Annotated in this window: 13 protein-coding genes; 12 read left to right on the top strand and 1 reads right to left on the bottom strand. The window is 40.2% G+C overall.

The window, feature by feature from the left end:
• The first annotated feature begins 12 nt into the window (after positions 1 to 12).
• The 4 genes from OA91_RS22690 to OA91_RS22675 all read left to right on the top strand — a co-directional run bounded on the left by OA91_RS22690 (position 13) and on the right by OA91_RS22675 (position 3,655).
• Positions 13 to 591, top strand: a complete 579-nt coding sequence (locus OA91_RS22690; RefSeq protein WP_063339939.1) for a tRNA-uridine aminocarboxypropyltransferase — start codon at positions 13 to 15, stop codon at positions 589 to 591.
• A gap of 25 nt (positions 592 to 616) precedes the next feature.
• Positions 617 to 913, top strand: coding sequence for a DUF1244 domain-containing protein (locus OA91_RS22685; RefSeq protein WP_046019463.1), 297 nt, complete (start codon positions 617 to 619; stop codon positions 911 to 913).
• 62 nt (positions 914 to 975) lie between these two features.
• Positions 976 to 1,626 (top strand): transglutaminase-like cysteine peptidase, encoded by a 651-nt coding sequence (locus tag OA91_RS22680; RefSeq protein WP_063339938.1) that lies wholly within the window; start codon positions 976 to 978, stop codon positions 1,624 to 1,626.
• Between the two features lie 76 nt (positions 1,627 to 1,702).
• On the top strand, positions 1,703 to 3,655 hold the full coding sequence (locus tag OA91_RS22675; RefSeq protein WP_063339937.1) for a bifunctional diguanylate cyclase/phosphodiesterase: 1,953 nt from the start codon (positions 1,703 to 1,705) through the stop codon (positions 3,653 to 3,655).
• A 62-nt stretch (positions 3,656 to 3,717) separates the two neighbouring features.
• Here the strand turns inward: OA91_RS22675 and OA91_RS22670 are convergent, their stop codons facing one another.
• A complete protein-coding gene (locus tag OA91_RS22670; protein WP_052702381.1) occupies positions 3,718 to 4,077 on the bottom strand; it encodes a hypothetical protein in 360 nt (119 codons plus the stop codon).
• A gap of 145 nt (positions 4,078 to 4,222) precedes the next feature.
• Between OA91_RS22670 and OA91_RS22665 the strand changes: the two genes are divergently transcribed.
• From OA91_RS22665 to OA91_RS22630, 8 genes are all read left to right on the top strand, one after another.
• Positions 4,223 to 6,589, top strand: coding sequence for a type I secretion system permease/ATPase (locus OA91_RS22665; RefSeq protein ID WP_063339936.1), 2,367 nt, complete (start codon positions 4,223 to 4,225; stop codon positions 6,587 to 6,589).
• A 6-nt stretch (positions 6,590 to 6,595) separates the two neighbouring features.
• The gene (locus tag OA91_RS22660; RefSeq protein WP_063339935.1) at positions 6,596 to 7,924 is read left to right on the top strand and encodes an HlyD family type I secretion periplasmic adaptor subunit; all 1,329 of its coding nucleotides are present in this window, start codon (positions 6,596 to 6,598) and stop codon (positions 7,922 to 7,924) included.
• A 108-nt stretch (positions 7,925 to 8,032) separates the two neighbouring features.
• Positions 8,033 to 8,737 carry a response regulator transcription factor gene (locus OA91_RS22655; protein ID WP_231870445.1) on the top strand — a complete coding sequence of 235 codons (705 nt, stop codon included), beginning with the start codon at positions 8,033 to 8,035 and terminating at the stop codon, positions 8,735 to 8,737.
• Between the two features lie 219 nt (positions 8,738 to 8,956).
• Positions 8,957 to 9,547 (top strand): ANTAR domain-containing response regulator, encoded by a 591-nt coding sequence (locus OA91_RS22650; protein WP_331709781.1) that lies wholly within the window; start codon positions 8,957 to 8,959, stop codon positions 9,545 to 9,547.
• Complete coding sequence (locus OA91_RS22645; RefSeq protein WP_082828084.1) at positions 9,544 to 10,746, top strand: ABC transporter substrate-binding protein; 1,203 nt, start codon at positions 9,544 to 9,546, stop codon at positions 10,744 to 10,746. Before OA91_RS22650 ends, OA91_RS22645 begins: the two co-directional genes overlap by 4 nt.
• A gap of 362 nt (positions 10,747 to 11,108) precedes the next feature.
• Positions 11,109 to 12,512 (top strand): CmpA/NrtA family ABC transporter substrate-binding protein, encoded by a 1,404-nt coding sequence (locus tag OA91_RS22640; RefSeq protein ID WP_063339934.1) that lies wholly within the window; start codon positions 11,109 to 11,111, stop codon positions 12,510 to 12,512.
• A gap of 83 nt (positions 12,513 to 12,595) precedes the next feature.
• Positions 12,596 to 13,588 (top strand): ABC transporter permease, encoded by a 993-nt coding sequence (locus tag OA91_RS22635; protein WP_157203878.1) that lies wholly within the window; start codon positions 12,596 to 12,598, stop codon positions 13,586 to 13,588.
• A gap of 60 nt (positions 13,589 to 13,648) precedes the next feature.
• Positions 13,649 to 14,524, top strand: a complete 876-nt coding sequence (locus OA91_RS22630) for an ABC transporter ATP-binding protein (protein WP_063339933.1) — start codon at positions 13,649 to 13,651, stop codon at positions 14,522 to 14,524.
• The last annotated feature ends 26 nt before the right edge of the window (positions 14,525 to 14,550 follow it).

Here is a 14,550-nt window from a genome sequence, read left to right as displayed (position 1 = left end):
CACATTAAGTATATGGCACGAAACTATTGTGAAAAATGTCACTATTTAGTCAAGCAATGTATCTGTGATTTGATTCCGAATTTGGTGCAGCCCTTGAAGATAGTGATATTTCAGCATCCTAAAGAAGCCAAGCATGCCAAAAATACGATTAAGCTGGTAGCACAAGTTTGGCCTGATGTGCAGTGTATTATCTTGCCCGAAAATGATGTTGAAAATACGGATTATTTTGAGGCAATTAATCATAATTGGTGCTTGTTGTATCCAGGTGAAACTAGCCAAGCATTAGAGTATTTTCCTGAGCTGGATAAAAAGCGAATAGAAGGTATTGTCCTTATTGATGCAACTTGGCGTAAAGCTTATAAATTGCTTCAACTTTATCCTGAGTTACAGGCGCTACCTAAAGTGAGTTTTGCTATTAGCCCTCAAAGTGTTTATGAAATTAGAAAAGCACCTAGTTTAGATGCTTTGTCTAGTTTGGAGGCTTTGGCTCATGCCAGCAAATTAATAACGGGTAAAGAGACGAAACCCTTAGTGGATTTTATGGTCAAAGCCCAAGCACGTTTATGGCAGCAAAGGCCAACACATGAATAACTAATCCCTTTAGATGGAAACGAATATGTCAACTGATAAGCAACAAACAGAAATAGAAGCCGCTGTATTAAGACGTTTATTGGCTCACTTAGATGAGCGTAAAGATGCCCAAAATATTGACCTAATGAACCTTGCTGGCTTTTGCCGTAACTGTTTGAGTAAGTGGTATTTGGCTGAACATGAAGCGCGTGATCTAGAAATGGATTACGACAAAGCCCGTGAGTATGTTTACGGTGAACCTTATGAAGATTGGAAACAAAAGCATCAAGTAAGCGCTAGCAAAGAGCAATTAGCAAAATTTGATCAAGTCACAAAGAAGTAATGTCTTAATAGACTAAAATTACCTCAATGCTTTTTAAATGACACATAGGATTAGAGCCTTTTATGACTCTAGCTTCACTTAAACGCTATTTTCTGCCAATGATAATTGGGGCGCTCAGCCTAGTAATTATTGCTGCGCCAGAAAAATATCAAGCCTTGTTTGCCTCGGTTGAGGTGAAATATGGCGAAAGAGCGGTGAAGCGTGTTAGAACTTGGCGGGATTTAGTCGCCGAGAATCAAGATGCGAGTGAACTGCAAAAGCTCACTCGTGTTAATGATTTTTTTAATCAGATGGATTTTGTTGATGACATTATTCATTGGGGGCAAGAAGACTATTGGGCCACCCCAGTTGAATTTCTTGGAACCATGGCGGGAGATTGTGAAGATTTCACGATAGCTAAGTATTTTACCCTAAGGGAGCTTGGCATCAGTGATGACAAACTGCGTTTAGTTTATGTTAAATCTTTAAGCCTTAATCAACACCATATGGTGTTGGCTTTCTACAACAAGCCCACCTCAGTCCCTGTCTTGCTTGATAATCTAGACAAGCAATTAAAACCTGCATCAAAGCGTAGAGACCTTTTACCTATCTATTCATTCAACGCTAAAAACCTTTGGTTATCGAAAGCTAAAGGGCGCGGTGAATTGGTTGGTGGTTCTTCTCGATTAAGTTTATGGACAGATTTGAATAATCGGTTGGAGGACTTCAATTGAAACAAACAACGATAAAAGAATGGGTATTGGTGTTTATGTTTTTCAATGCCGCTAAATTAGACCATGGAGCAGCAAAATGACGTTATTTAGGCAGTTAATGTTCACCATAGTCGTGATATTTACCCTGATGTTAGTTGTGGTAATGGCGATTAACTTTAATACCACTAAAGAGTATTTGGTTAATCAACTGGCATCGACTACTCAAGACTCTGCGAACTCACTTTCTATGTCTGTCTCTGATTTTATGAGTATGGAAGATTACACCGCCGTTGAGTCTAGTATTCTGGCAGTCTTTGATAGTGGTTATGTGGCTGAGGTTAAGATTCATGTTTATGCCAATGACGAGCATATTGTGAGAGCTGAGCCGACTCAAATTCAAGGTGTGCCTGATTGGTTTATTAACGCCATAGATTTTGATGTGCCAACGGCTAATGCCATCATTTCTAATGGTTGGAATGAGCTAGGCCAAGTCTATATCACAGGTAATGCTGGTTACGGTTATTATCAGTTGTGGTTGGCCAGTGGCGAGCTACTTTTTTGGTTTGGCTTGATTGGCTTTCTAACCCTTGCAGTGGGGGCTGGTACCCTTAAATGGATCTTTAAACCTTTGGTGGCGGTTGAAAAGCAAGCTGAAGATATTCAGCAAAGACGCTTTGTTAAGATGCAAGAACTACCAAAAACACGCGAGTTAAAGCGTGTAGTAGAAGCCATGAATAGAATGGCAGAAAAGTTAGAAAAAGAATTTGAATCAGAAGCTGAAACAGCTCAATGGTTACAGGCAAAAGCTTTTAAAGACCCGGTAAGTGGCTTAGGTAATCGACACTTTTTTGATAGCCAAGCATCGGCACATTTTGCAGAAACGGATAGGGCGACTGATGGTCTAATTTTAATCAGCTTAATTGATCTGGCTAAACTGAATAATGAGAGAGGCTTTGAAGCGGCTGATGCTTTTATTCGAGCCTCGGCTGATCTAGTTTCTTATAAACTAAGCGAGTGCGCCAGTAGCAGTACAGTAGCTCGTTTATCTGGGGCTGACTTTATTGTTCTAGTGCATCATATTGACCATGACTCTCTCGTTAAGCTGGTGGATAACATCATGGCTTCGCTATATAAGCTTGTGGCGACTCAAACAACCTATTCAGAAGGTGTGGCAAATATAGGGGCTGTCATTCTCGATGACTCTGTTGAGAAGTCCAAAGCCATGGCGCAGGTGGATAGTGCTTTACGTTCTGCTAGAAGTATGGGCATTAACCAAGTCAAAGTATTTGGCCTAGATGATGATAAACAAGTGGCGATAGGCCGACTTGCTTGGAAAGAAATGCTTGAGTTTGGTATCGAGAATAAAGCCTTTCGTTTGCGTAAGCAGAAAGTGGCGCAACTCGAAAATCAACAGGCACTTCTTCATGAAGAAGTATTTGCAAGTTTAGAATATGAGGGCAAGCAATATCATGCGGGCTACTTTATCAGCTTGGCAGAACAGTTTGATTTAGGTGAGCAGGTCGACCAAGTCATTATTGAAAAAGTTATCGACTATATTGAACAAGCACAAGAGAAAAACTCACTTACGATTAACTTATCAGCATCGGCATATGTTAAGCCTAGTTTTATTAATTGGTTAGATAAAAAGTTAGATACCTTATCAGATCAAGTGAAAGAGCACTTGTGTTTTGAAATTTCAGAACAGAGTGTATTGAATACAGAAGACCATGCCATTATTTTGTCGAAAACCTTCAAAAAACATAAGGTTAAGTTTGGTATAGATAATGTGGGTAAGCAGTTTTCAGCATTCCAGTATCTGCAAAATTTAATGCCAGATTACGTCAAAGTGGATGCGTCATATACTCGTATGGCGGTAGGCAATAAATCTGAATCCTTCTTTATGCATACTCTATGTAAAATGTTTAATTCGTTACATATCCAAGTGGTTGCAACTGGGGTGGAAAGTGAGGAGCAGTGGGAAATCCTTCAACGCTTTGATATCTATGCTGCTCAAGGTTATGTGCTTGGAAGTGCGGTGGATATGGACTGATTAAAAACCAGACAGGGTGGTGTAAAAAAATGTAACTCCGTTCACTGTCTGGGATTGGTTTATTAGATCAAAGAATCGTTATTATCAGGTAAGTCTGACTCGCCAATTAGACTGTCTTCATTACCTGTGTGTATGCCACGAACCCATTTACGACTCAGTAGTTTCTTCTGTGCTGCCATAGGTAATTCGGTGAACTGAATAATTCTTTTTTCGGTAAGTAGGTTCACCAAATCTTCGAGTACCCGCATCATCTCTGAGTCAGAGGTTTCTAGCATACTTTGAGTATCGTGAGTTTGGATTTTTTTCTCGAGTATCTCAATCACGTTTTCATCATGTGGAGAAACCAACGTTTTGTATTCATCAGAAGGTTCTGTTGCCACATCTAAAATATTATTGTTTTCATCTAGTTTGGCATACAACATGACTAATTCCTTGATTTATAGAAAAATTTAACTGAACTGAAAGGTAAACAATTGTATAAAGTCTATTATTTACGACACTTAAACTCTATTCTAGAGTAATAGCATAATCAAAAGTAGTTTAGAACTTTAAATTAAGAGGTATTGGATGTCAGATTCGAAGCGTACGTCAGATTCCGACTCTTCACCACACCACACTCAAGATATAAATCCAGCCTCTGAGAAAGCCAGCAGTTTAGACGATTCAATCGCAGCAACCTATGATAGAAAGAAACAGGAAGCAGGTTTAAAGCAGCTCGCTTCAAATTCAGCCGAACCGGTAGAAACGAGTATGACGGCAGATGAAAAGACTACAGCAGAAGAAAAAGCACAATGGGATCTAACTGGGCAAGGCGTCGACTATCCTAACCCACTGTTGGATTGCTTGGTTTTATTGAGTAAGTTTTTCAATAACCCTTATACACCTGATGCTGTACGAGCAGGGCTCCCTATCACCGATGATTTGATGACACCTGACTTGTTTGCCAGGGCGGCCAATCGCATCGGTATTTCTTCACGCTTTATTAAACGTAAAATTTCTAAAATTTCCCATATGGTCTTGCCTGTCGTTCTGTTACTGAAAGATCAGGATGCTTGTGTTTTATTGGAAATAAATGAGAAAGAGCAAGTTGCTAAGCTCTTTCGTCCTGAATCCGGCGAAGGTGAAGTTTTTGTTAGCCTTGCTGAATTAGAAGAAAGCTATACGGGCTACTGCTTTTTTGTAAAACCTAAGTTTCGTTTTGATGATAGGGCACAAGAAAACCAATACTCTAAGAACCATAAACATTGGTTTTGGGGGACGGTAACTCGTTCTTGGCGTATTTATCGTGATGTTTTTGTTGCCTCTTTATTAATTAACTTATTTGCAGTGGCAAGCCCATTATTTGTCATGAACGTATACGACAGGGTCGTGCCAAATAATGCTTTTGATACCCTTTGGGTGTTGGCTGCTGGTGCGGCGGGCGTTTATTTATTCGATTTTTTACTGCGTTCTTTACGAAGTTACTTTATCGATCTGGCGGGTAAGAAATCAGATATCCTTATCTCTGCCAATATTTTTGCTAGGGTTAACGGCATTAAAATGGCCGCTAGGCCGCGTTCTGTGGGGGCGTTTGCGAAAAACCTGCAAGACTTTGAAAGTATTCGAGACTTTATCACTTCGGCCAGTATTACCACCTTGGTAGATGTGCCCTTTATGTTCCTGATTCTAGGTATCATTTGGTTGATAGGCGGTCCTGTCGCTTATATCCCTATGATTACTATCTTCTTGATTATTGCTTATAGCCTGATGATTCAAGTGCCTCTGCGCCGTTCTATTGAAGAAGGGCAAAAAACAGCGTCTCAAAAGAATGCTTTGTTAATTGAAAACCTCTCTAACGCTGAGTCAGTGAAGCTTAATAACGCTGAAGGTGTGATGCAGCGTCAGTGGGAAGAGTCAGTGGCTAATATAGCTAACTGGGGTGTGAAGACGCGACAGCTAGCGCAATCTTGTTCTAACTTTGCCATGGTGACTCAACAAATGACCACTGTTGTTATGGTGATTATTGGGGTTTATCAGATCTCAGCAGGCGAGATGAGTATGGGGGCCTTAATTGCAACCGTGATGCTGACAGGTCGTGCTCTTGGCCCTATGGCACAAATAGCGGCCTTGGCGACTCGTTATAATCAGGCAAAATCAGCTTTCACCTCTATTAATGAAATTATGAGTTCACCTGTCGAGCACTCAGATGATGTGAAATATGTCCATAGACCAAGATTTGAAGGTGAATTCCAGTTTGATACTGTGACCTTTGCTTACCCAGAGCAAGAGCAAGCGGCGATAAGTAATGTGAGTTTCACCATTAAAAAAGGTGAAAAAGTGGGCATTATTGGCCGTATTGGTTCAGGTAAGTCTACCGTGGGTAAAATCATGACAGGCTTGTATGAGCCGATGGATGGTGCGGTTCGTGTCGATGGCGTTGACGTTAGGCAGGTAAACCCAACGGATTTACGTCGTAACATTGGTTCAGTGTCTCAAGATGTCAGTCTTTTTTATGGTTCTATCAAGGACAACATCGTTTTAGGTGTGCCTTATGTTGAAGATGAGGCCGTTATTCGCGCTGCAAACCTTTCAGGTGTGTCTGAGTTTGCTAACCGTAAACCAAGTGGGTTAGACAGTATGGTTGGTGAACGCGGTATGCTTTTATCTGGTGGACAAAGGCAAAGTATTGCGATTGCCAGAGCGTTGTTATTCGACCCATCCATTCTTATTCTAGATGAACCAACTGCCTCTATGGATAACACTACAGAAACACGTATGAAGCGTAGGTTACAAGCTGGTATTAAAGACAAAACCTTGATCCTGATTACCCATAAGTCATCCATGTTAGATATGGTGGATAGATTGATTGTTATGGATAACGGACGAATGATTGCAGATGGGCCTAAGGCTCAAGTACATGAAGCTTTGCGCCAAGGGAAACTAAAGGTAAGTTAATTAATCATGAAACAACCCAATATTTCTCAAGAGGATTTAGCCTATTCCTCAAATTACAACGCAGCATTAATGCTTAAGTCACCAAGAGGTGGCCGAATTATTTTGTGGAGTGTATTCCTATTTGTTGTGTTCGGTGGCCTTTGGGCTAACTATACCGAGCTAGACGAAGTGACTGTGGGTGAAGGTAAGGTAATTCCATCAAGTCAGGTGCAAATCGTACAAAACCTTGAAGGCGGTATTTTAAAAGAAATTCACATTGAAACTGGTGACAATGTAGAGCGTGATCAGTTATTGATGACAATCGAAAATATAGCGGCAGTATCCTCTTTGCGTGAACAGCAAGCAGAAGGGATAAACTTAGCCGTTCGAGCCGCTAGATTAAGAGCCGAAGCGAATGGTAGTGAGCCAAGCTTTGATGCTGACTTAAGGGCTTTGTATCCAGAAGTGGTTGATCGTGAGTTGCGTTTGTATCAAAACCGTTCTGAATCCTTAAATACTAATCAGTTTGTTTTTGAACAGCAAGTTGCCCAGAAGCAACAAGAAATTGTCGAATTAAGTGCCAAGTTAGATAACCTAAGAACCAGTTATGAATTGGCTCAGGAAGAGTTAAGCCTTACCCGCCCTGCATTTGAGCAAGGTGCTGTATCTAAGGTTGAATTATTGCAATTAGAACGCCAAGTAAACCAAATGGAAGGGGATATGAAGGCGAGTCAGTTGGCGTTACCTAGGGCTGAGTCTTCCTTAGTTGAAGCGAAAACTAAGCTTTTAGAAAGTAGTGCTAAGTTTAGAGCAGAAGCGCAGGAAGAATTAACGAAAGTACAAACAACGCTAGATAAGATCAAAGAGGCGAGTGTTTCTTTAGAGGATAAGGTATTAAGGACACAGGTGAGATCTCCTGTAAAAGGGATAGTAAAGCAGCTTCAAATTAATACTGTGGGTGGTGTTATTCAACCTGGTCAAAGTTTGGTTGAGATAGTGCCTCTAGAAGACTCGTTATTGATTGAAGCGAAGATACGCCCTGAAGATATTGGTTTTATCAAACCTGAATTAGTGGCGATTGTTAAGCTGTCTGCTTATGACTTTGCCATCTATGGTGGATTGACTGCCACCGTTGATAATATCAGTGCTGACACCATTATTGATGAAGAAGGAAACAGCTTTTATTTGGTAAAAGTAAGGACGAATAAAAACTTTCTTGGCACGGAAGAGACTCATCTACCAATCATTCCTGGCATGCAAGCAACTGTTGATGTGATTACGGGTAAAAAGAGCCTGTTAGATTATTTATTCAAACCTATCCTAAAGGCGAAACAGAATGCCTTAAGGGAAAGGTAAGTTACCATTTCATAACAATAATATTGTCTAAGCTATTCATTTTGAAACGAAAATTAACACTATTACATTACATGGAAAGTAGAATAAATAATATGTATGGACAATTTGATGGTAGATAAAGAATTGAAAATAGTGTGCTGGAATACGGATCCTGTTGTGATTGCGCATTGGCAAAAAGTTGTTTCAAATCAATATGAAATGAGCTTTGTTGCATCATTGAATGAAACGCGAGCAGCGCTTTCAGAAACCGTTGAGCCTATTGCTTTTTGCTTTATTCATCTTGATGATGAAAACTTTACCTCCATGGTTGAACATGTTGTAACGGTAAGAAACCTGTTTCCTGAACTTAAGATCATTGCTTTTCCAAATCAAACAAGTCAAAGCGCGGCATTAAGAATGTTTTCACAGGGTGTTAACGGTCAGTGTGCGCCTTTTATTGGTGTTGAGCAGTTAGCTTTAGTCTTATCTGTGGTAGAAACCGGTGAGATTTGGGGTGGTAAAACCTTTATTGAAAACCTGATTAATGAGTCTGCGCGCAAAGCCTCTTCTGCGCCTAATGGACAAAATCGTGGGCAAAGACGAGGTGATGATAAACGCCTTAAAAATGATGAGATTTTATCTCAATTAAGCCAGCGTGAAATGGATGTAGCAAAACTTGTTGGCCAAGGTCTTAATAATAAGAAAATAGCACAAGACCTAGATATCACTGATCGCACGGTAAAAGCTCACCTGACAGCTATCTTTAAGAAGCTAGAATTAAAAGACAGACTTTCGGTCGCTCTTTTGGTGCAAAACTCTTCTCATCATGATTAAGCAGTGCATAAAATTCGTTTTAGTACCTGCATTAGATAAAAAACTCCCTTCAAAACTCGACTTTAGTTAACTTTTCTCAGATTTTAGACGCCTTTACGACCACTTTCTTTAAATGGCTTAACAATTGCATTTTTAATCCCGAATGAGGTTTATGGCATAGGTGTTTCTTATTGTTTGCTCTAAACGGCGGAATAAGGTGCATGCCTAGGAGAAAAGAAAGTGACAGAACTGACCGTAATGCTGGTTGATGATGAGCCTGCAAGAGCAGCGATTGTTGAGCAAGCACTGACAGATAATGGTTATCGAGTGATAAGGCGACTTGAAAATGCACAAGGGCTTAATCAAGCGGTAACACGTTACCAACCTGATATTGTCATCATAGATGTAGATAGTCCAGATCGAGATACTTTAGAGAATATGTCTCGTCTCACCAAAGATAATCCTAGACCTATTTTAATGTTTTCTGAGCAAGAAAATGAACAGCATATGGAAGCGGCGATTAGAGCTGGTGTAAGTGCTTATATTGTAGATGGTCTGCAAACTAATCGTGTAAAGCCGATTGTTCAGGTTGCTGTTGCGCGTTTTAGGGAGTTTCAAGCGCTTAGGAATGAGTTGGAATCCGTAAAAACACAACTAGAGGATAGGAAGTTAATTGAAAAGGCAAAAGGCCTAATTATGAAAAGTCAGGGCTGTGATGAAGCTGCTGCTTATCAAGCGTTGCGTAAGTTGGCTATGGATCGGAGTCAACGTATGGCAGACGTTGCGCAGAATGTCATTGCTGTGATGGATTTGATGGGAGAAATAAAGTGATTGAAACAGACAGTAAAGGGCCAAATACCATGACAGATATTAATATTGGCTTTATTCCTCTTATTGATTGTGCACCATTTGTTATTGCTAGAGAAAAAGGTTTTTTTGAAGCGCTTGGTGTGAGTGTTAAGTTACATAAAGAAGCTTCTTGGGCAAGTATTCGAGACAAGGTAGCATTTAATGTTTTAGATGGCGCTCATATGTTAGCAGCCATGCCGATAGCAACCACCTTAGGCGTTGGTGCTGTTAAGACATCTCTAAAGTCACCTATCAAAGCACCGATGCAAACTGGTTTTACCGTGAGCCAAAATGGTAATGGCATAACGGTATCTAACTCTCTATTTCAACGAATGAATGACTATGCCAATCATGGCGCCGAAATTCGAAATGGCATAGCGTTACGCCGGCTATTAATGGATAAACCTGAGCAAAACATTCGTTTTGCCAGTGTGTTTCCTTACTCATCGCATACCTATCAACTTAGAGATTGGCTTTCAAGAGCAGGTATAGATGCGGATAAAGATGTTCAAATTTTGGTAATACCACCAACCAAAATGATCAGTCACCTTATTAAGGGTGAAATTGATGGTTATTGTGTGGGAGAGCCTTGGAATAGCTTAGCGGTGCAACAGGGTGTTGGCCATATGTTGATGACAGGTTATGACCTTTGGGGGAGTACACCAGAAAAGGTTTTTGCGGTTAACTCCCAGTGGCAAGATGAAAATCAGGAAACCCATCTTAAGCTTATTAATGCCTTACATCAGGCATGTTCATGGGTTGATAATGAAGCTAATCAAGAAGATTTATTAACCATCTTGGCAAAACCAGAGTATCTAGATTGTGACCCAGATGGATTAAGATATGGTTTTAATGCGGTTAAACCAGCGGGTAACTTTGCTTGGCCCAAAGAGGCGTATCAGACATTTTCTGGGGCTAAAGTAAATCGACCTAATCCTGAATATGCTCTTTGGCTCATGTCTCAGATGGTTCGTTGGCAAGAGCTGGGGCATAAGTTTGAGGTGACAGAGGTGATTAACCAAGTGTGTCGTCAAGATTTATACTTTAAAGCATTAGGATTGGTTGAAGGGGAGCACCTTTATAGGAACCCTTCATTTAATAGCAATAAATGGTTTGAAAGCTCTTTAGCAGGTGAAACCATTATTCATCCTGATGGTTTAGATAAGGGGCTAATCTACTAACGCTATATTCGTGTGCATCTGACGATAATAAAAATCACTAATAGTGCACTTTGTTGCTGATATCGAGTTCATAGTGACGAAATAATGAGACTAAAACCGAACTTTATAATAGAAAACAACGGTTTAAGTTTTTTGGCATGGAAAGTGCATTATTAATATTAAGAAATTAATTTAAAGTTATTAAGAAGTTAACGACGATTTCACGATAACAAACAGTTCTCATAATTTATTTAAATCTTATGAGACACCCATTAAAGATGATGGGATTAAAGGCAAAGGCGCCAGCGATACTTAATTTATTTTAGGTATTGCTTGCGCCTTTTTTTGTTGTCCAAATTTTAGAAACTAATAGGAAGTAAAACATGTATAAAGCATCTAGAGTCACATTATCTACTCCCAAACGCTTTCCACTTAAAGCGGTGAAAGCCGCGCTAGTCTCCGCTGTTTTGCTGCCTTCCTTGTCTATTGCAAGCAGTATTGGCGACCCAGAAAAAGAAGATTTGAAGTTTGGCTTTATTAAGCTAACTGACATGGCACCTTTAGCCATTGCTTATGAGAAGGGTTACTTCGAAGATGAAGATCTGTACGTCACTTTAGAGGCACAGGCAAACTGGAAGGTGTTATTAGATAGAGTGATTGATGGTGAGCTAGATGGTGCTCATATGTTGGCTGGACAACCTTTAGGAGCAACGCTAGGTTATGGCACACAAGCGGATATTATTACGGCTTTTAGCATGGATCTAAACGGTAATGGTATTACTGTTTCAAACGAGATTTGGCAGCAAATGAAACCTCATCTTAAAAAAGATGCTTCAGGTAAATACATTCATCCTATTAGTGCCAGTGCTTTAAAGCCTGTGATTGAAGATTATAAAGCCCAAGGTAAGCCATTTAATATGGGGATGGTATTTCCGGTATCGACCCATAACTATGAACTGAGATATTGGCTTGCAGCCGGTGGTGTTAACCCTGGTTTTTATGCGCCGGCTAAAGGTGACATAAGTGGCCAAATTTCTGCAGATGCACTTTTATCAGTAACCCCACCACCGCAAATGCCAGCAACCATGGAAGCAGGAACCATTTATGGTTATAGCGTGGGTGAGCCTTGGAATCAGCAAGCTGTTTTTAAAGGCATTGGTGTGCCAGTTGTGACAGATTATGAAATCTGGAAAAACAACCCTGAGAAAGTTTTTGGGGTAAGTAAGGCATGGGCGGATGAATACCCGAATACTCATTTACATGTGGTAAAGGCCTTGATTCGTGCGGCGAAATGGTTGGATGAGGATAATAACGCTAACCGTAAAGAAGCCGTAGAGATCTTATCTCGTAGTGAATACGTTGGCGCGGATTACGATGTTATTGCTAATAGTATGACAGGCACCTTTGAATATGAAAAAGGTGATGTTCGTGAAGTGCCTGATTTTAATGTGTTTTTCCGTTATAACGCTACTTATCCTTACTATAGTGATGCCATTTGGTACCTGACTCAAATGCGTCGTTGGGGTCAGATAGATAGCTTTAAGCCTGATGCTTGGTACATGGACATGGCGAAGAAGGTTTATCGTCCTGATATTTACGCACAAGCTGCTCAATCTTTAATTGAAGATGGTGTTATGGATGCATCTGACTTCCCTGACTTCAAAACTGAGACAGGATTTAAGCCTGAGCAAAATGAATTTATCGACCATGTTAGCTATGACGGACGTTACCCGAACAAGTATTTAGAAAGTCTAAACATTGGATTGAAAGGTTCTCAAACCCCTTAATTGTTTTGTTTTAACTCTCACCCTTTTGGGTGAGAGTTAATCTTATTGCGCCATTTTATTGAGTTTTAAAAAGTGAGAACCGAATGAATACGTCTCTTTCTAAACCTGAGTCTAAACAAAGTGCATCCATTGCTTTAAAGCGAATTTATGATGCTATCTCGATTAAATCTATTTTATTGCCCTTGCTAGGTAGCTTGCTGTTTTTAGTGTTTTGGCATGTTGGAGCAGCGAAAATTGATACATCGTTAGGTGTTTTCCCTGGTCCTAATGTTGTTTATCAGCAATGGCAAAGTTTAGTTGATGATCATGTAAGAGAGAGGGATAAAGAAATCGCTTTTTACGAAAGGCAAGAAAAGCGTAATGCTAAAAAGTTAGCGAAAAATCCAGACTATGTGGTTAAAACCAGACCTTATACAGGTAAGCCAACTTTCTTTGATCAAATAGGTACTAGCTTATATACGGTGGTTGCAGGTTTTGCTTTGGCATCCTTAATTGCTATTCCTCTTGGGATTTTGATTGGTTTAAACTCTTCTATTTACAGTGCTTTAAACCCCATTATTCAGATATTTAAACCCGTATCTCCTTTGGCTTGGCTGCCTCTTGTCACCATGGTGGTAAGTGCTACTTACGTAAGCGCGGACCCTATGTTTTCTAAATCCTTTCTAACTTCCATGTTTACTGTGACCTTGTGCTGTATGTGGCCAACCTTAATTAATACTGCTGTGGGTGTTGCTGCCATAGAAAAAGACTTACTCAATGTATCGAAAGTATTGCGTCTTAATTGGTTAACCCATGTGAGAAAAATTGTTGTGCCATCTTCCATTCCTATGATGTTTACCGGATTGAGGTTGTCCTTAGGCATTGCTTGGATGGTATTGATTGCCGCTGAGATGCTGGCGCAAAACCCTGGGTTAGGTAAGTTTGTTTGGGATGAGTTTCAAAATGGTAGTTCAAATTCCTTGGGTCGCATTATGGTGGCTGTACTCATGATAGGTTTTATCGGATTTGCATTAGATCGTGCCATGCTTTCTCTACAAAAAATTGTGTCTTGGGATAAGAGTCAGGTGCTTAGATAAGTTGTAGCGATAAACGCGAGTTAGATAAGACATTCATTCATTTTAATTGAGGTTATCAAGATGCAAACCCATTTGGATATTAGCCAAGTTTCCATGTCTTTTCCCACTGATAAGGGCAGCTTTAAAGCCTTAGATCAGGTTTCATTAAAGATTAAGAAGGGCGAATTTGTCTCTCTGATTGGTCACTCTGGTTGTGGTAAATCGACAGTACTTAACTTGGTAGCAGGTTTATATGATGCAACCGAAGGCGGCATTGTTTTAGATGGTAAAGAGGTTAATGGACCAGGGCCAGAGCGAGCGGTTGTGTTTCAAAACCATTCTCTTTTGCCATGGTTAACAAGTTATCAAAATGTTGAGTTAGCCGTAAAACAGATTTTCTCAGGTAAAAAAACGAAGCAAGAGATGCATGACTGGATTATGCACAATCTTGAGTTAGTTCATATGACCCATGCTAAAGATAAGCGCCCTGATGAAATTTCAGGAGGGATGAAGCAAAGGGTTGGTATTGCAAGAGCGTTGGCAATGGAGCCTAGTGTACTTTTGTTAGATGAACCTTTTGGCGCGCTAGATGCATTGACCCGAGCACATTTGCAAGACTCACTTATGCAAATTCAAAAACAACTGAATAACACTGTCATCATGATTACTCATGATGTGGATGAGGCTGTGCTTTTATCTGATCGTATTGTCATGATGACAAATGGCCCTGCAGCTACTGTGGGTGAGATTTTGGATATTGAGCTGGACAGGCCAAGAGATCGTCTAGCACTAGCTAATGACCCTCAATATACGGATTACCGTTCACAGGTTTTGACCTTCTTATATGAAAAACAAAACAAGGTTGAGCCTATGTTTCAGCCAAGTGCCGACAAAGATGAAAAGGTAGAAACGGCTAAGGGTGAAGCAGAGGAATCTCCTGCCAAAAAAGCCTCATAAGGGTGTTGGTTTTACGTTTTTTAAAT

It is taken from the genome of Marinomonas sp. SBI8L (assembly GCF_001624705.1).
Lineage (GTDB): Bacteria > Pseudomonadota > Gammaproteobacteria > Pseudomonadales > Marinomonadaceae > Marinomonas.
Note: the sequence above shows the minus strand (reverse complement) of the source record. Positions and strands in the feature narration are given on the sequence as shown.